Annotated in this window: 18 protein-coding genes and 1 pseudogene; 7 read left to right on the top strand and 12 right to left on the bottom strand. The window is 66.8% G+C overall.

The window, feature by feature from the left end; genetic code table 11:
- Positions 1-15 precede the first annotated feature (15 nt).
- The 4 genes from C1A30_RS05145 to C1A30_RS05130 all read left to right on the top strand — a co-directional run bounded on the left by C1A30_RS05145 (position 16) and on the right by C1A30_RS05130 (position 3,093).
- The gene (locus C1A30_RS05145) at positions 16-297 is read left to right on the top strand and encodes a phosphoribosyl-ATP diphosphatase (RefSeq protein WP_067801839.1); all 282 of its coding nucleotides are present in this window, start codon (positions 16-18) and stop codon (positions 295-297) included.
- On the top strand, positions 297-1,157 hold the full coding sequence (gene hisG, locus C1A30_RS05140; RefSeq protein WP_101947150.1) for an ATP phosphoribosyltransferase: 861 nt from the start codon (positions 297-299) through the stop codon (positions 1,155-1,157). Before C1A30_RS05145 ends, hisG begins: the two co-directional genes overlap by 1 nt.
- 67 nt (positions 1,158-1,224) lie before the next feature.
- Positions 1,225-1,716 (top strand): DUF4126 family protein, encoded by a 492-nt coding sequence (locus tag C1A30_RS05135; RefSeq protein ID WP_101947149.1) that lies wholly within the window; start codon positions 1,225-1,227, stop codon positions 1,714-1,716.
- 6 nt (positions 1,717-1,722) lie between these two features.
- Complete coding sequence (locus C1A30_RS05130; RefSeq protein WP_101947148.1) at positions 1,723-3,093, top strand: FAD-containing oxidoreductase; 1,371 nt, start codon at positions 1,723-1,725, stop codon at positions 3,091-3,093.
- Here the strand turns inward: C1A30_RS05130 and C1A30_RS05125 are convergent.
- The 5 genes from C1A30_RS05125 to C1A30_RS05105 all read right to left on the bottom strand — a co-directional run bounded on the left by C1A30_RS05125 (position 3,044) and on the right by C1A30_RS05105 (position 6,296).
- Complete coding sequence (locus C1A30_RS05125) at positions 3,044-3,691, bottom strand: flavodoxin family protein (protein ID WP_101947147.1); 648 nt, start codon at positions 3,689-3,691, stop codon at positions 3,044-3,046. The two genes, C1A30_RS05130 and C1A30_RS05125, sit on opposite strands and share 50 nt — an antisense overlap.
- A 1-nt stretch (position 3,692) precedes the next feature.
- The gene (locus tag C1A30_RS05120) at positions 3,693-4,190 is read right to left on the bottom strand and encodes an SRPBCC family protein (RefSeq protein WP_101947146.1); all 498 of its coding nucleotides are present in this window, start codon (positions 4,188-4,190) and stop codon (positions 3,693-3,695) included.
- Positions 4,187-4,504: a helix-turn-helix transcriptional regulator gene (locus C1A30_RS05115; protein ID WP_101947145.1), complete on the bottom strand. Its 318-nt coding sequence runs from the start codon at positions 4,502-4,504 to the stop codon at positions 4,187-4,189. The genes C1A30_RS05120 and C1A30_RS05115 overlap by 4 nt, the downstream gene beginning before the upstream one ends.
- Positions 4,505-4,623: 119 nt before the next feature.
- Positions 4,624-5,424 (bottom strand): thioesterase family protein, encoded by an 801-nt coding sequence (locus C1A30_RS05110; RefSeq protein ID WP_101947144.1) that lies wholly within the window; start codon positions 5,422-5,424, stop codon positions 4,624-4,626.
- Positions 5,421-6,296 carry a RecB family exonuclease gene (locus tag C1A30_RS05105; protein ID WP_101947143.1) on the bottom strand — a complete coding sequence of 292 codons (876 nt, stop codon included), beginning with the start codon at positions 6,294-6,296 and terminating at the stop codon, positions 5,421-5,423. Before C1A30_RS05105 ends, C1A30_RS05110 begins: the two co-directional genes overlap by 4 nt.
- An 84-nt stretch (positions 6,297-6,380) precedes the next feature.
- Here C1A30_RS05105 and C1A30_RS05100 point away from each other — a divergent pair, with 84 nt between their 5' ends.
- Positions 6,381-7,220: a tRNA (adenine-N1)-methyltransferase gene (locus C1A30_RS05100; protein WP_101947142.1), complete on the top strand. Its 840-nt coding sequence runs from the start codon at positions 6,381-6,383 to the stop codon at positions 7,218-7,220.
- A gap of 2 nt (positions 7,221-7,222) precedes the next feature.
- Here the strand turns inward: C1A30_RS05100 and C1A30_RS05095 are convergent, their stop codons facing one another.
- The 3 genes from C1A30_RS05095 to C1A30_RS05085 form a co-directional block, all read right to left on the bottom strand.
- Positions 7,223-7,519, bottom strand: a complete 297-nt coding sequence (locus tag C1A30_RS05095) for a DUF503 domain-containing protein (protein WP_101947141.1) — start codon at positions 7,517-7,519, stop codon at positions 7,223-7,225.
- A 4-nt stretch (positions 7,520-7,523) separates the two neighbouring features.
- Positions 7,524-7,967, bottom strand: coding sequence for a hypothetical protein (locus tag C1A30_RS05090; protein ID WP_235009656.1), 444 nt, complete (start codon positions 7,965-7,967; stop codon positions 7,524-7,526).
- A gap of 123 nt (positions 7,968-8,090) precedes the next feature.
- Complete coding sequence (locus tag C1A30_RS05085) at positions 8,091-8,582, bottom strand: hypothetical protein (RefSeq protein WP_101947139.1); 492 nt, start codon at positions 8,580-8,582, stop codon at positions 8,091-8,093.
- A 146-nt stretch (positions 8,583-8,728) separates the two neighbouring features.
- On the opposite strand from C1A30_RS05085, the gene arc reads away from it, so the two are divergent.
- On the top strand, positions 8,729-10,561 hold the full coding sequence (arc, locus tag C1A30_RS05080; protein WP_101947138.1) for a proteasome ATPase: 1,833 nt from the start codon (positions 8,729-8,731) through the stop codon (positions 10,559-10,561).
- Here arc and C1A30_RS05075 read toward each other — a convergent pair.
- The 4 genes and pseudogenes from C1A30_RS05075 to C1A30_RS05060 form a co-directional block, all read right to left on the bottom strand.
- Positions 10,549-11,178: a hypothetical protein gene (locus C1A30_RS05075; RefSeq protein ID WP_200828162.1), complete on the bottom strand. Its 630-nt coding sequence runs from the start codon at positions 11,176-11,178 to the stop codon at positions 10,549-10,551. The genes arc and C1A30_RS05075 overlap by 13 nt on opposite strands.
- A complete protein-coding gene (locus C1A30_RS05070) occupies positions 11,175-12,329 on the bottom strand; it encodes a hypothetical protein (protein WP_101947137.1) in 1,155 nt (384 codons plus the stop codon). Before C1A30_RS05070 ends, C1A30_RS05075 begins: the two co-directional genes overlap by 4 nt.
- 31 nt (positions 12,330-12,360) lie before the next feature.
- Positions 12,361-13,494 (bottom strand): annotated as a pseudogene (locus C1A30_RS35995) (hypothetical protein); the annotation flags it as partial.
- Positions 13,487-14,725 carry a threonine/serine exporter ThrE family protein gene (locus C1A30_RS05060; RefSeq protein ID WP_255413188.1) on the bottom strand — a complete coding sequence of 413 codons (1,239 nt, stop codon included), beginning with the start codon at positions 14,723-14,725 and terminating at the stop codon, positions 13,487-13,489. The pseudogene C1A30_RS35995 and the gene C1A30_RS05060, both read right to left, overlap by 8 nt.
- A gap of 39 nt (positions 14,726-14,764) precedes the next feature.
- Here C1A30_RS05060 and dop point away from each other — a divergent pair, with 39 nt between their 5' ends.
- The gene (gene dop, locus C1A30_RS05055) at positions 14,765-16,261 is read left to right on the top strand and encodes a pup deamidase/depupylase (RefSeq protein ID WP_101947136.1); all 1,497 of its coding nucleotides are present in this window, start codon (positions 14,765-14,767) and stop codon (positions 16,259-16,261) included.
- The last annotated feature ends 24 nt before the right edge of the window (positions 16,262-16,285 follow it).

The following is a 16,285-nucleotide window of genomic DNA, read 5'->3' as shown; positions in this document are numbered from 1 at the left end:
CGCGGCAGCGCGGGCGTGAAACAATCGCGTCCCGTGAAAACGTTCGATGCCCTGTTCGCGGAGTTGACGGAGCGCGCGCGCACCAGGCCGGCGGGCAGCGGCACGGTGGCCGCCCTCGACGGCGGGGTGCACGGGATCGGCAAGAAGATTCTCGAGGAAGCCGGCGAGGTGTGGCTGGCGGCCGAACACGAGAGCGACGACGCCCTCGCCGACGAGGTCAGCCAGCTGCTGTACTGGACGCAGGTGCTGATGATCTCGCGTGGACTCACGCTCGACGACGTGTACGCCAAGCTGTGATGAACGGAACTCTGCGGGTCGCCGTACCCAACAAGGGCACATTGTCCGAACCGGCCGCTGAGATCTTGTCGGAGGCGGGTTACCGGCGCCGCACCGACGCCAAGGATCTGACCGTCATCGACCCGGTCAACAACGTCGAGTTCTTTTTCCTGCGCCCCAAAGACATTGCGATCTATGTTGGATCGGGGCAGCTCGACCTGGGCATCACCGGTCGCGATCTCGCGCAGGAGTCCGACGCGCCGATCCGGGAACGTCTCGCGCTCGGCTTCGGCTCGTCGACGTTCCGCTACGCGGCGCCTGCGGGCAGGCAGTGGCGCGTCGAAGACCTTGCAGGCAAGCGGATCGCCACCGCGTTTCCCAACCTGGTGCGAAAAGACCTGGCCCGCAGGGGGATTGACGCCACGGTCATCCGACTCGACGGTGCCGTCGAGATTTCGGTGCAACTCGGCGTCGCCGACGCCATCGCCGACGTGGTCGGATCCGGCCGCACGCTGTCGTTGCATGACCTGGTCGCGTTCGGCGATGCGCTGTGCGACTCCGAGGCGGTCCTCATCGAACGCGAGGACGCCGGCGAGCACAACGCCGCTGCCCGCGATCAACTCGCGGGCCGGGTACAGGGTGTGGTGTTCGGGCAGCAGTATCTGATGCTGGACTACGACTGTCCGCGCAGCGTCCTCGACGACGCGACTGCCGTCACACCGGGTCTCGAATCCCCGACGATCGCACCGCTCGCCGATCCGGCGTGGGTTGCGGTGCGGGCCTTGGTGCCTCGTCGTGACGTCAACGCGATCATGGACGAGCTTGCCGCGATCGGTGCCAAGGCGATCCTGGCGTCTGACATCCGGTTCTGCCGGTTCTGATTGACAGGCTCCATTCCGTTCTGCGTGTTAGCGTCCGGTAGTCCGTTTCGCGGCTCCGGAGGTTGCCATGACGCAGGTGATCGTTCTCGTGCTCGCTGTGCTGATCGGCGTGATCGCGGGTCTGCGCGCGCTCACGGCACCGGCCGTGGTGGCATGGGGGGCGTTTTTCGGCTGGATCGACGTCGACGGCAAATGGTCGGAGTGGGTGGCGCATCCGATCACCGTCACCGTGCTGAGCATTTTCCTGCTCGTCGAATTGGTCACCGACCAGCTGCCCAAAACGCCGAGCCGCAGGACGCCGCCGCAGTTCATCACCCGGCTGATCACCGGGGCGTTCGCTGGCGCGGTGATCGGCAGCGTTTCGCACCACACCTTCATCGGGATGGGCGCGGGCATCATCGGCGCGGTGCTCGGCACGCTGGGCGGCGCCGAAGCCCGCAGTCGCCTGGTGGCATCCAACGGCGGTAAGGACCGACCGGTGGCCATCGGCGAAGATGTCGTGGCTGTCGGTGGCGGTTTCCTGATCGCGTTCCTCGTCAGCTTCGCGCCACTGGTCTAGTCGTCCATGGCAGAGAAATTCGACGCGATCATCGTCGGCGCCGGTCAGGCCGGGCCGCCACTGGCAGGCAGGTTGACTGAAGTCGGCCAGTCCGTCGCCGTCATCGAACGCCACCTGGTCGGCGGCACGTGCGTCAACACCGGCTGTATCCCGACCAAGACAATGGTGGCCAGCGCCCACGCCGCACACCTGGCCCGCCGCGGAGCCGAATACGGTGTCGGCACAGGCGAAATCACCGTCGACATGGCAAGGGTCAAGGCGCGCAAGGACAAGATCATGCTCGACGACCGCAGTGGCGTCGAATCGTGGTTGGAGGGCATGGCGGGCTGCACGCTGATTCGCGGACACGCGCGGTTCGTGGGGCCGCACACCATCAGCGTCGACGGCCGGGAGTTGGCAGCCGACAGGATCTTCCTCAACGTCGGCGGCCGCGCGGTGGCGCCCGACATGCCGGGCCTCGACGACATCGACTACATGACCAACGTCGGCATTCTCGAATTGGACAGTGTCCCAGAGCATCTGGTGATCGTCGGCGGGAGCTACATCGCCCTCGAGTTCGCCCAGATGTACCGCCGATTCGGCGCCAGGGTCACCGTTCTGCAGCGCGGGCCGCGGCTGACGTCACGCGAAGACGAGGACGTTTCGGCGACCATCAAGGAGATCCTCGAAGGCGAGGGCATCGACATCGTGCTCAACGCCAAGGCGATGCGGTTCACCAAGCTCGACAGCGGTTTCTCGGTGGTGCCGGCCGACGGCGCCGAGGCGATTGTCGGTACACATCTGCTGCTGGCAGTCGGGCGGCGGCCGAACACCGACGATCTCGGCTTGGAGAAGGCGGGCGTCGAGACCGACAGCCACGGCTACATCGTCGTCGACGACCAGTTACGGACGAACGTCGAGCACATCTGGGCGATGGGTGACTGCAACGGAAGGGGCGCCTTCACCCATACGTCCTACAACGACTACGAGATCGTGGCGGCCAACCTGCTCGACAACGATCCGCGGCGGGTGAGCGATCGCGTCACCACGTATGCGCTCTACATCGACCCGCCGCTGGGCCGCGCGGGCATGACGGTCGACGAGGTTCGCAAGTCGGGCCGAAAAGCGTTGGTGGGCAAGCGCCCGATGACACGCGTCGGTCGTGCGGTGGAGAAGGGCGAGACCCAGGGTTTCATGAAGGTGGTCGTCGACGCCGAGACCGAGCAGATCCTCGGCGCGGCCATCTTCGGTGTCGGCGGCGACGAGGTCATCCACTCGATCCTCGACATCATGACGGCCAAGGAGCCCTACACCGCGATCTCCCGCACCATGCACATCCATCCGACGGTCAGTGAGTTGGTGCCGACGATGCTGCAGGAGCTGAAACCGCTGCAGTGACCGACCGCCCGACGGTGAGTTGACGGGTCACCACCGCGACCCGCCAGCCGAGATGGCGGCAGGTCTGCACGTCCGACGGGTGCACCTGATCGGAGTTGGCGTCCACATCGGTCTGTGCACCCGCGCCCAACCAGAAGCCGAGCCGATTGAGGTCGTTCTCGCTGCCCGCGCTGCTGTTCCAGCCTGCCCCCAAACCCAAACTCACCCAATGCATGTGGTGCTGGGCCGCGAAGACAGCCAGTGACACCAGGGTGTTCAGCTTGTCGCCGCTCTTGGCGCCGGAGTTCGTGAACCCCGCCGCGACCTTGTCGCGCCAGGTGCCGTTGAGGCATCGACGTCCGGTCTGCTCGGCGAACGTCTGGAAGCCGGCCGACACGTTGCCCATGTATGTGGCGGTGCCGAACACGATTCCGTCGGCGCCATCCAGGATCTCCCACTGTTCGTCGGTGATCCGGTCGACCTCGATCACGTGCACGTGTGCGCTCGCTTGGCTGGCACCGGCGGCGACGGCGTCGGCGAGCACCGCGGTATGACCGAAGCCGGAATGGTAAGCGATCGCCAGGGTCGGCGCAGCGATATCAGATCCGTTGTGCGACATGTTAGTTGGCTCCCAATCGTTGGTTGACTTCGAGACGTCGGGTGATCCAGTCCGGTAGCTCGTCACCGGACAAATAGGCCTGCAGTCGGTCCAGGTAGGCGTACATGCCGCCGAAGAAGCCGGAGGCATTGCGGGGGCTGAGGCCGCGGTGCGTGAACCGCAGTAGCGTGCCGTCGCCGTCGGCGGTGAGTTCGTAGCGCACCACACCGTCCTCGACGATGGGCTGTTTCCATTCGTGTTCGAGCACATGCGGCGGATCCCACACCAGGATGCGTCCGGTCATCCGCTTGCGCTCGGGCGGCAGCGGCGGTCCTGTCGCGACCATGTCGATGGTGCCGCCCTGTCGAGGTTCGATGGTGGTTTCGCCGAACCATTGCGCGCGTTCGACAGGGTCGGTGATGGCCGACCAGACCACTTCGACCGGAAAGGGAAGGCGGCGTTCGAAATTCAATACCGCTCGGTCGCCGTCGACCGTCAGCCTGCCGTCGCGCTCGGTCATCGTGACTCCTTGTGTTTGCGTTCGAGGTGCCGTTCGAGGGCGTCGAGGTGATCGGCCCAGAAGCGGCGGTATCGGTCGATCCAGTCGTCGATCGCGACGAGGCCGTCGGCGCGCAACGCGTAGATCCGCCGCTGCGCGTCGGGCCGGACTTCGACCAACCCGACCTCGCGCAACACCTTCAGGTGTCTTGAGACGGTCGGCTGCGTCAGCCCCGGCAGGGTCGCGACGAGTTCGCCTGCGGTGCGTTCACCGTCGAGCAATGCGTCCAGCAGGGCGCGGCGACTCGGTTCGGCGACCGCTTCGAAGACGTCCATGCCCCGAGTATTGCACTGCGTCTATATAGATGCAAGTAAATATAATGCTCTGTTTGCGCCGAGATCGACGAAACGGTGAGTTCTACTCGACTTTTGCATCCAAACGTCCGTTTGGGCGTTCAGTAGGGTCGCCGTTGCACCAGCAGCGTCTGCGCGACGGTGCCGATAAAACCTTGCCTGTCAAAGAGATCCGCCGTCGTCACGCCGATGCCGTCGGGGCCGATGGACCCGCGCGCACGCAGCGCGAAATCGTCCCCGGCGGGCAACCGGTGCAGATGCACCACGGTGTCGGTGTTCATGAAGACGAACTGCTCCGGGTCCAACGCCGCGCCAGCACCGTTGGCCGAGTCGACGACCATTGCCAGGCGCTGCACGCCAGTCGTTGGTTCTGAATCCACCAGTGGCACAAGGGGACTGAGCCACACCACATTGCCGGTCTCGCCGGTGTCTGGCTGCCGCCGCCAGGTCACCGTTTCGAGATATCCCTTCGCTCCCACCCAACTGTGCGGTACCGGAACCGCCTCGCCTTCGACCAGCGGGGGATAGCGGTCGGTGGCCACGTCGGAGGTGTCGCTGGTGGCCAGCAGCCACGCACTGACCCGCGCGACCGCGCGATCCGTGCCGTCGGCCCGTGCCGCCGTCATCTCAGCCATCATCAGCGAGATCCGCTTACCTGGACGTTCGATCCACGTCCGCACTTTGACCGGCGCGACGGGAATGGCGCCGAGGATGTCGAGCGTCGCACGGCCGACACGCAGCCCCGAACCCGCGGCCATCTCTTCGATCAGCTTGGTCATCAGCGCCAGAGGTGGTGAGCCGTGCTGGATCTCAGGATCCCAGTTGCTCCTCGTCCCGTCGGTCGACTCGAATACCGAGAACTCGCCGTCGGCGGGCAGCCTGCGGTACAGACAGTCGATCACGCAGCGGGCTCCGAGGCATTCAGCACGGTGTCATCATCGCCTTCGCCGGGAGCCTCCGGCCAACCAGGGTAGGGCGGCGGGGTGCCACCGAACACCGGGCAATGCGCATGGTGGGCGCACCAGTCGCACATCCGCGACGGCTGCGGTCGGAAATCGCCTGTGACGCCTGCTGATTGGATGGCCCGCCAGATTGCCATCAACGTCTTCTCGAAGCGCAACAACTCGTCGAGGTCGGGGGTGTAGTCGAGCACCTGGCTGTCGGACAGATACAGCAGCCGAAGCCGGGCGGGCAGCACGCCGCGCGACCGTAACAGCGCGACGGCGTAGAACTTCATCTGGAACATCGCCTTGAACTCGGCCAGCGCCCGCGCCTCGGGCGGAGCCTTACCGGTCTTGTAGTCGACCACCCGCAGTTCGCCGGTGGGGGCGACGTCGATGCGGTCGACGAAGCCGCGCAGCAGCGTGCCGTCGGCCAACTCGACCTCGACGCGCTGTTCGCAGCTCTGCGGGTCGAATCGGGTGGGATCCTCCAGCCGGTAGTAGCCGGACAGCAGGGCGCGCGCCTCGTCGAGCAGTTCTGCCCGCAGCGCCGGCTCGAAGTCGGCCAGCTCCGGTTGCTCGGCCATCACCCGGTCCCACGCGGGGCCGACGAGCGTCAGCGCTGTATCGCGGCCGCGCTGCTGGGCCGGCAGCGCGTACAGCTGCTCCAGCGCCGCGTGCACGACCGAACCGCGGATCTGGGCCGTCGACGCGGGCTCCGGCAACCGGTCGATCGCGCGGAACCGGTACAGCAGCGGGCACTGCTTGAAGTCGCTGGCCCGCGACGGCGACAACGCAGGGCGACGCACCTCACGGGCCTGCTCGTCGCTCATGAAATCAGCGTATGGCGACCCCCCGACAATGTTGCGCAACCCCGGACACCCGGCTCGGCGCGTCAACTGGCAGGCTGATCAGCTGTGCGAAGGACCGGTCCGTTCGAAGTCGGCGATCGCGTCCAGCTGACCGACGCGAAGGGCAGGCACTACACGATGGTGCTGACTCCCGGCGGGGAGTTCCACACCCATCGCGGGATCATCGCGCTCGACACCGTCATCGGGCTGCCGGAGGGCAGCGTGGTGAAGTCGACGAGCGGCGACCAGTTCCTTGTGCTGCGGCCGCTGCTCGTCGACTATGTGATGTCGATGCCGCGCGGTGCGCAGGTCGTCTACCCCAAGGACGCCGCCCAGATCGTGCATGAGGGCGACATCTTCCCGGGCGCGCGGGTGCTGGAGGCAGGCGCGGGTTCCGGGGCGCTGACGTGCTCGCTGCTGCGCGCGGTGGGTGCCGAGGGCAAGGTGACGTCCTACGAGGTGCGCGAGGACCACGCCGAGCATGCGGTGCGCAACGTCGAGACGTTCTTCGGCGAGCGTCCCGCGAACTGGGAGCTGGTCACCGCCGACCTGGCCGACTACGCGGGCCAGGAAGTGGATCGCGTCGTGCTCGACATGCTGGCGCCGTGGGAGGTGCTCGAGGCCGTCGGGAACGCGCTCGTGGCGGGCGGTGTGCTGATGATCTACGTCGCCACCGTCACGCAGCTGTCGCGGACCGTGGAGGCGCTGCGCGAGCAGCAGTGCTGGACCGAGCCGCGGGCCTGGGAGAGCATGCAGCGCGGGTGGCATGTGGTGGGGCTGGCGGTGCGTCCGCAACACACCATGCGGGGCCATACGGCGTTTCTGATCAACGTGCGCAAATTGGCGCCGGGAGCCGTGGCGCCGATGCCGTTGCGGCGCAAGCGTCAACTCGGCGGGAGCATTTAGTTTCAGTCGTCGGTGCTGCGGTGCAGTCCGCGCCGCGTGGACAGCAGATCCAGTTCGGGCCGCGCGGCCACCAGCCTCTCGGCGGCGTCGAGCACCTCGACGACGTGCGCGCGGTCGGCCGACACCACCGCGATGCCGATGTTGGCGCGGCGGTGCAGATCCTGGTCGCCGGTCTCGGCCGCGGACACCGCGAATCTGCGCTGCAATTCGGCGATGACGGGACGGATGACGGAGCGCTTCTGCTTGAGCGAGTGCACGTCACCGAGCAGCAGGTCGAACTCCAGCCAGCCGATCCACACGCGCTCAGGGGGTCGGTGTCGGCGCAGGCGCCGACGGGGTGGGCTGTTGACCCATCTGCAGCAGCAGGTCCGCGGTCTGGCGGGTCAGCTGCCAGGTGGTCTGCTGCGGGCTGAATTCCATCGGGAACTTGAGGTCCTTACCGGCGGCCTGCGGCCCGCTCGGTTTCATGGTGATGTTGGCGATGACGTTGCCCGGTTGATCCTGCGCCCAGGTCATGTCCGAGGCGTCGAACGTCAACGGCGCGTATCCGCTGTCTTGCAGCGCCTTGGCGAACCGGTCCAGCGCGGCCCCGTCGGCGGAGGTGCCGTACTGGATCAGACCGACCTTGTCGGCGCCCGCCACATTGGGGTCGGCGATCTTGCCCATCAGATCGGTCAGGGTGGCCGCAGGAGGCAGCGGGGCGCCGGTCTCGGTCGGCGGTGGCGGCACCGTCGGCGGCTTGCTCAACGGGAACGGCGTCGGACTCGGCGCGGAACTGCTCGTGTCGTCGCTACACCCGCTAAGCCCGAGCGCCGCCACTATCGTGACGGCGCCCAGGATTGCGGCACAGGTGCGATGCACTCGGGTCGACTAGCTCGCCGCCGAGAGCAGGTTGAGGGCGGACGACTTGGAGATCTGCCAGCCGGTCGGGCTGGGCCCGGCGACGAACTGGACGTTCTGGGTGGCGCTGGTGCCGAGCGCCGACGTCGCGGTGACGTCAGCGTTGGCGACTGCACCGTCCGAGTCGATGTTGACGATGCTGAACGTCAACGGGAACTTGCCCTCGGCCGCGGCACGGTTGTACGCGCGGTCGGCGGCGATACCCTCGATCCGGCCGATGCCGCCCTGAATGTAGGACGCCTTGCCCGCGAACGAGCCGCCCGAAGCGAGCGCCTGCAACGTCTGCAGCAGCGGAGCCTGCAAGTCCGGTGCCGGCGCTTGCGGCATCGGAATGTCCCACACGACCGGTTGCGCGGCTGGCGCCGGCGACGCGACGGGAGATGCAATGGAAGTCACACCCGCTGCCACACCACCCACCAGAGCAGCCGCTGCTACGCCGGTAACGAGGGTTTTCAGGGTCACGATTGTCCTTTCGATCGGCCCAACTCACCAGAGAGGTTAACAAGTGTTGCTGGTGTGTCGAATTCCTACACCACACACAATGGCTGAATCGCCGGTAGCGTTGAAGTTGTTACTGCACCAACTTCCGGTGCGGGAAGGGGCGCAACATGAATGAGTCAGAGCGTTCTGAAGCGTACGGGACATCCCGTGAGTCAGGGATGTCCAGCGATGACGCCGCCGAATTGGAAGAGCTGCGACGAGAAGCCGCGCTCTTGCGAGAGCAGCTGGAGAACGCGGTAGGGCCGCAAAGCGGACTCCGCAGCGCCCGCGACGTGCACCAGCTCGAGGCGCGGATCGACTCGCTCGCAGCCCGCAACGCGAAACTAATGGAAACTCTTAAAGAGGCCCGCCAACAGTTGCTGGCGTTGCGTGAGGAGGTCGACCGGCTCGGTCAGCCACCGAGCGGCTACGGCGTGCTCCTGGCGGTCCAGGACGACGACACCGTCGACGTGTTCACCTCGGGCCGCAAGATGCGGCTGACGTGCTCGCCCAACATCGACACCAAGTCGCTCAAGCAGGGCCAGACCGTCCGACTCAACGAGGCGCTGACCGTTGTCGAGGCCGGGAACTTCGAAGCGGTCGGCGAGATCAGCACGCTGCGCGAGATCCTGTCCGACGGGCACCGCGCGCTCGTGGTCGGTCACGCCGACGAGGAGCGCATCGTCTGGCTGGCGGAGCCGTTGGTCTCCGCCGAGTTCCTGCCCGACGACTACGAGGACGACGACGAGGACGACCTTCGGCCGCGCAAGCTGCGTCCTGGCGACTCGTTGCTCGTCGACACCAAGGCCGGGTATGCGTTCGAGCGCATCCCCAAGGCCGAGGTCGAGGACCTGGTGCTCGAAGAGGTGCCCGATGTCAGCTACAACGACATCGGCGGCCTTGGCAGGCAGATCGAGCAGATCCGCGACGCGGTCGAGCTGCCGTTCCTGCACAAGGAGCTCTACCGCGAGTACTCGCTGCGGCCCCCGAAGGGTGTGCTGCTCTACGGGCCGCCCGGCTGCGGTAAGACGTTGATCGCCAAGGCGGTCGCGAACTCGCTGGCCAAGAAGATGGCCGAGGTCCGTGGCGACGACGCCCGCGAGGCGAAGTCGTACTTCCTCAACATCAAGGGCCCGGAGCTGCTGAACAAGTTCGTCGGCGAGACCGAGCGCCACATCCGGTTGATCTTCCAGCGCGCCCGGGAGAAGGCATCCGAGGGCACGCCGGTGATCGTGTTCTTCGACGAGATGGACTCGATCTTCCGCACCCGCGGCACCGGCGTCAGCTCGGACGTGGAGACGACGGTCGTGCCCCAGCTGCTTTCGGAGATCGACGGTGTCGAGGGCCTGGAGAACGTGATCGTCATCGGCGCCTCCAACCGCGAGGACATGATCGACCCGGCGATCCTGCGGCCCGGCCGCCTGGACGTCAAGATCAAGATCGAGCGGCCGGACGCCGAAGCGGCACAGGACATCTTCAGCAAGTACCTGACCGAGGACCTGCCGGTGCACGCCGACGATCTCGCCGAGTTCGGCGGCGACCGGGCGGCCTGCCTGAAGGCGATGATCGAGAAGGTCGTCGACCGGATGTACGCCGAGATCGACGACAACCGGTTCCTGGAGGTCACCTACGCCAACGGTGACAAGGAAGTCATGTACTTCAAGGACTTCAACTCCGGCGCGATGATCCAGAACGTCGTCGACAGGGCGAAGAAGAACGCGATCAAGTCGGTGCTCGAGACCGGTCAGCCGGGTCTGCGGATCCAGCATCTGCTGGACTCGATCGTCGACGAGTTCGCCGAGAACGAGGACCTGCCCAACACCACGAATCCCGATGACTGGGCACGGATCTCGGGCAAGAAGGGCGAGCGGATCGTCTACATCCGCACGTTGGTCACCGGCAAGAGTTCGTCGGCGAGCCGGGCGATCGACACCGAGTCGAACCTGGGTCAGTACCTGTAGGCCGAGTAGCTGTTGGCCAGATCGTCCTGCGTCACGCAGGCGTCGGTGGTGGTCGTATCCACCCGCAGTGGTGTCGACGGGGTGCGCGCCTCGTAGCGCCAGCCTGCGGGCAGCGACAGTCTGGAAGCGAGCCCAGGCAGATCCGCCAGGCGCAGCCCCCGGTTGACGGTCTGGCTGTAGGTCTGCATGACCCAGCGCCCGCCGTCGGGGTCGACGAGTTCGTAGAACTCGCGGCCCGCGTCGAAGACGAACACCGCCTTACGGTCGACCCGGTTGACGTGGTAGGGCGCCGGATTCATCGACGCGAGCTGTACGGTCGCCTGACGGATCATCTCCAGACCGCCGAAGCTCTTGTGCTCCTGGGTTTCTCGGCCCCGCTTGCCGATGCTGCTCATCAGCCAGTAGCGCGGGCCGTTGAGCAACGCGGCGGCCGCGCCGTTCTCGGCCGCGATCGCCTGCGCGTCGAGCCTGTCCCACAAATCGGCGGGGCAGTCGTTGAGTCCGAAGGTGTTGTAGACGGTTGCCTCGGGCCCGTCGTCGGTGACGTGAACCAGGAGCACCTCGCCGTAGCGTTTCCCGAATACACCGTCGATCATCGTGACGTCGTCGGCCATCATCTCTCCATCTCCAGATAAGCGTCGCGACCCGCCAGGCTCACCGCCACGTCGTCGATCAGCGGGTTGAAGAACCGCTCCCTGTACAGCGGATCGACGCTGGTGCTCACCGTGAAGTACAGCCCGGACAGCACCGCGACGAACAGCGACACGTGGACGATGGTCTGGGGGACTGGCACGTGGACTCCGAACCACGTTCCTGGACAAGGCGGTTCGCCGACCGGGCAGGTCTCCTCGGCGGACCACAGCACCGCGACATCGTCGGGCACCGCGACGATGCCGAGCGCCAGGAAGAACGCGAACAACCCGGCGGTGAACAAAACCACCTGGATCGCCTGTGACACCACCATCACCGCGACGACATTGACCTGCTCGGCGCGCGACAGCGGGGTGCGCGCCGGTTGACGGCCCGCCGCGGTCTGCAGCGGTGTGCCCGCGAGCAACGTGGCGGGGTCGGTCTGCTCGGCGCGATCGTCGCGCAGCGCGCGCACTTCGTCCCTGATGGTGGCGACGACGAACAGGATCGCGACGAGGGAGAGGAATCCGATGGTCTGCCACAGCCGCTCACGCGACATCCTGGCCGCCAACTGCCACAGTTCGCCGGTGAAGAACACCACCACGGTCAGCATCATCAACGGCAGCGCGCGGCTCATCAGCGTGCCGAGCGCACCCACCTGTTGCAACGCAAACCTGAACGCCCACAACAGAATCGAGCCAAAGCCGAGGTACGTCAGCCAGATTGCCAACAACGCCACGACCGCGAAACCGAACGCCTCGGCGGCGGCGATGCCGGAAAACCCGCTGTCTGCGAACGGAAGCCCGAAAACGAACAGCGCCATCACCAACAGCGCCGCGGAGCGACGGCCCGCCTCGCCGAGCGTGGTGCCCGTCTGTCGCAGCAGGTACAGCGCGAACGGCGCCGCCACCAACAACAACGCCAACACACCCAACCGGATCACATAACCGAAATCGGGATCGCCATCGGTGAGTTCGGCCAGCAGCATGGTCACCGCGATCACCGCACCGATCCCGCTGACCATCGGCGCCGAGCGCTCGATCAGGGCACGTGAGCGGACGCGGCGGGTCAGTACCAACGGCAGCCCGCGATGCAGGAACCACTGGTGTACCTGCCGCAGGTCGGCCACGAGCAACATTGTGCGGGATCGGCGCCGCTGCGGCGGGGCAACTCGCCACAGCGGCACGGGAGCGGGGCCGTGCGGGCAACGTGAGCCGAAGGGCGTCAATGAGCGGATCGAAGAAACGCGTCCGATACTCGGCGTCACTGATCGTCCGCGCACTGAGATACATAAACGTCAGCGCGCCAAGGAAAAACGTGATCTGAATCAGCGAATTCGGTACGGGAATGGTCATGCCGAGCACGGTGCCGTCGCTGCGGCCGTTGCGTGTCCACTGCGCCAGCAACTCAGGCGACAACAGAATCAGGCCGAGGATCAGAAACAGTCCGGCGGCCATCGCGGCGACCCCGGCGATCTGGGTGATCAGCGAAGCGGCGACCACGAACATGATGTTGACCCGCTCGACGCGGCTGAGCGGACGAGCCGTCGCCGGATCCGGCATCGCCGCAAAAGGCGTGCCCGCCAACTGCACTGAGCGGTCGTCCGCATCGTCGGCCAGCATCATCGGTTTGACCCGGTCGCGCGTCACCGACACCACGAACACCGCCGCGATCGCGGTGAGGAACGCCAGCGCCAACCACAGCCGCGGCCGCGACACGGTGGCCGCCATCAGCCACACGGGGGAGTTGAAGAACACCAGGAAGGTCAGCAGCAGCAGCGGCAGCGCGCGCGTCACCATCGAACCCGCCGCCGCGAGATTCGTCGTCGTCATCTGCACGGCCCAGGCCATGATGGAGCCCGCACCGCACGCGGTCAGCGCCAAGATGGCCGCGATCACGACCGCTTCCAGGACGAGGTCGACGAGCACCCGTGGGCTCGGCCCGCCGAGGATGCCGCCGACGATCGCAATCGCGACCGCCACCGTCGCCGCCACGGTGCGACCCCGCACGGTCGAGATGCGCGAGACCAACCAGCCGACCGCCACCGCGACGGGCAGCACGAGGACGAGCAGGGCAAGGACGAACCACTCCGTGCGCGTCGGATGACCGTCGATGTCGATGGTGTGTTCACCGGTGACGGCGACGACGACGGCGGAGTTGACCATGAACACCGCGAACGCGGCCAGCGCGGGCGCCGAACGGGGCCACAGCCGTCGCACCAACGCGCCAGGGCGCAACACCGCGGGCAGCCCGCGATCGAGGAACCAGGCGTCGGCAGCACGGCGCTGCGTCGCGTCAATCATGAAGAGCCCGCCGGTCGGGTGTCGACGTCAATTGGATCGCCGCTCGCCACAGCAGCAGCCCCGTCTGCACGCCAACCGCGATCGACATCATCGAGATCAGCGTCGCAGTGAACACCGCGGTGCTGTGCGTGCCGAGCAGTTGGGTGACACCCATGAAGCCCAGCGAGCCCGGCACCAGCAGCCAGAAGCCCGGCACCACCAGCGACATGGTCGGCGGTGTGCCTGGCCGATGGGATATCGCCAGCGCGAACAGGATCAGTGTCAATCCGCCGCCGAACCCGCTGGCGTAGCTGCCGAGCACCGAATTGCCGATCCACTGGCCGCCGTAAGCCACGTACAGCATCAGCACCATCCACGGCAGGAACTTCGTCGGCGGAGCGTAGTTCAGCCAAATCCCGATGGCGTACACCAGCACCCCGACGAACGGCGCCCACGGACCGAGTCGGTTGAACTGGGTGGTCACCAGGTCGGTGTCCGCGACGCCTGCGATCTGCGCGGCGATCAGGATGCCGAAGGCCAACTGCGCGATCTGCATGAAGCCCGCCACCAACCGGCTCGCACCGGACACCAGGTGCTGGGTGCTCAACTCGATGACCGCGAGCGTGATCGCGGCGCCGGGAAGGAACGTGGCCAGCGGCGCGGCCAGCGCGCGCAGGCTGTCGGTCCCGACGTGGTAGCGGTTCTCGAACGAGAACACGATGAGCGCCACCAGGAATGCGCAGATGGTCGGCAACATGTGGCCGATCGCCTCGACGCGACGGCCGATCACGCTCAGACCGCCGACGAGCAGGCCGAGTATCGCGGCGCCGTACAGACTCCACGGTGTCGGCTGCAGGATCAGCGCCAACCCGACGCTCTGCACCGCATAGCCGAAGATGGTGATCGGCAGCGGAAATCGGTTGTCCAGGATGCGAATTCGCTCGAGCTCGGCCATCCCTTCGGCGGGGCTGACCGTACCCGACGGCGCCCGCGCCACCAACGTCGCCAGCGGGAAGGATTGGTCATAGCGCACAGTGAAATTCGGGTTGGCGATGTAGACGCCCTCACCCGACGGGCTGCCCACCTGCACGTAGTTGGGCAGCGCCAGGAACTCGTGGTCAAGACCGTATGCGCGGGCGGTCTGCTCCATCACCGCGCGCACCATCGTGACGGGATAGTTCGCCGCGGCCATGGCGGCGCCGAGCGCGGCCACGAACTGGGGCGCGGCCACATCGCGTTGCTCGGACGGCACGGTCGCAGGCTACTGCGCGGCGTCGCCTAGGCTTGCCCTATGCAAAGGATTATCGGGACCGAGGTCGAATACGGCATATCGTCGCCGTCCGATCCGACCGCGAACCCGATCCTGACGTCCACCCAGGCGGTGCTGGCGTACGCGGCGGCCGCGGGAATCCAGCGCGCCAAGCGCACCCGCTGGGACTACGAGGTGGAGTCGCCGCTGCGCGACGCCCGCGGATTCGACCTGAGTCGCTCTGCCGGTCCTCCGCCCGTGGTGGACGCCGACGAGGTCGGTGCGGCCAACATGATCCTCACCAACGGGGCCCGCCTGTACGTCGACCATGCGCACCCCGAATACTCCGCGCCCGAATGCACCGACCCGATGGACGCGGTCATCTGGGACAAGGCAGGCGAGCGGGTCATGGAGGCCGCCGCACGGCACGTCGCGAGCGTGCCAGGGGCCGCCAAGCTGCAGCTTTACAAGAACAACGTGGACGGCAAGGGCGCCTCGTACGGCTCGCACGAGAACTACCTGATGTCGCGGCAGACGCCGTTCTCGGCGGTCATCGCGGGCCTGACCCCGTTCCTGGTGTCGCGGCAGGTGGTGACCGGTTCGGGCCGGGTCGGCATCGGACCGTCCGGCGACGAGCCCGGCTTCCAGCTGTCGCAGCGCTCCGACTACATCGAGGTCGAAGTCGGCCTGGAGACCACGCTCAAGCGCGGCATCATCAACACCCGCGACGAACCCCACGCCGACGCCGACAAGTACCGCAGGCTGCACGTGATCATCGGCGACGCGAACCTGGCCGAGACGTCGACCTACCTCAAGCTGGGCACCACCTCGCTGGTGCTCGACCTGATCGAAGAGGGCATGGACCTCACCGATCTGGCGCTCGCCAGGCCGGTGCACGCGGTGCACGTCATCAGCCGCGACCCGTCGCTGCGCGCCACCGTCGCACTTGCCGACGGCCGGGAGCTGACCGCCCTTGCGCTGCAACGCATTTACCTGGACCGGGTGGCCAAGCTGGTGGACAGCCGCGACCCCGATCCGCGCGCCGCGCACGTCGTCGAGACGTGGGCGAACGTCCTGGACCTGTTGGAGCGCGATCCGATGGAGTGCGCGGAGATCCTGGACTGGCCGGCGAAGCTGCGGCTGCTGGAGGGCTTCCGGCAGCGGGAGAACCTCAACTGGTCGGCCCCGCGGCTGCACCTGGTCGATCTGCAGTACTCCGACGTCCGGCTGGACAAGGGGCTCTACAACCGGCTGGTCGCGCGCGGCTCGATGAAGCGGCTGGTCAGCGAACAGCAGGTGATCGACGCGGTCGACAATCCGCCGACGGACACCCGCGCGTACTTCCGCGGCGAGTGCCTCCGCCGGTTCGGCGCCGACATCGCCGCCGCGAGCTGGGACTCGGTGATCTTCGACCTTGGCGGCGATTCACTCGTGCGGATTCCAACCCTGGAGCCGCTGCGGGGCAGCAAGGCGCACGTCGGCGCCCTGCTGGACAGCGTCAACACCGCCGTCGAACTGGTGGAACAGCTCACCCAGTAGCCCTGCTATCCCGGGCAAAACAGG

The sequence above is a fragment of the Mycobacterium sp. 3519A genome, assembly GCF_900240945.1.
In the GTDB taxonomy this organism is placed as follows: domain Bacteria; phylum Actinomycetota; class Actinomycetes; order Mycobacteriales; family Mycobacteriaceae; genus Mycobacterium.
The sequence above is the reverse complement of the archived record's forward strand: the minus strand, read 5'-3'. Positions and strand labels throughout refer to the sequence as shown.

Excerpts from the sequence above, each read along its gene's own strand:
- C1A30_RS05070 (WP_101947137.1), bottom strand. The coding sequence starts at position 12,329 with ATGTTGCTCGTGGCCGACCTGCGGCAGGTACACCAGTGGTTCCTGCAT.
- C1A30_RS05075 (WP_200828162.1), bottom strand. The coding sequence starts at position 11,178 with ATGATGGCCGACGACGTCACGATGATCGACGGTGTATTCGGGAAACGC.
- dop (WP_101947136.1), top strand. The coding sequence starts at position 14,765 with ATGCAAAGGATTATCGGGACCGAGGTCGAATACGGCATATCGTCGCCG.
- hisG (WP_101947150.1), top strand. The coding sequence starts at position 297 with ATGAACGGAACTCTGCGGGTCGCCGTACCCAACAAGGGCACATTGTCC.
- C1A30_RS05105 (WP_101947143.1), bottom strand. The coding sequence starts at position 6,296 with ATGAGCGACGAGCAGGCCCGTGAGGTGCGTCGCCCTGCGTTGTCGCCG.
- C1A30_RS05115 (WP_101947145.1), bottom strand. The coding sequence starts at position 4,504 with ATGGACGTCTTCGAAGCGGTCGCCGAACCGAGTCGCCGCGCCCTGCTG.
- C1A30_RS05120 (WP_101947146.1), bottom strand. The coding sequence starts at position 4,190 with ATGACCGAGCGCGACGGCAGGCTGACGGTCGACGGCGACCGAGCGGTA.
- C1A30_RS05130 (WP_101947148.1), top strand. The coding sequence starts at position 1,723 with ATGGCAGAGAAATTCGACGCGATCATCGTCGGCGCCGGTCAGGCCGGG.
- C1A30_RS05125 (WP_101947147.1), bottom strand. The coding sequence starts at position 3,691 with ATGTCGCACAACGGATCTGATATCGCTGCGCCGACCCTGGCGATCGCT.
- C1A30_RS05135 (WP_101947149.1), top strand. The coding sequence starts at position 1,225 with ATGACGCAGGTGATCGTTCTCGTGCTCGCTGTGCTGATCGGCGTGATC.
- arc (WP_101947138.1), top strand. The coding sequence starts at position 8,729 with ATGAATGAGTCAGAGCGTTCTGAAGCGTACGGGACATCCCGTGAGTCA.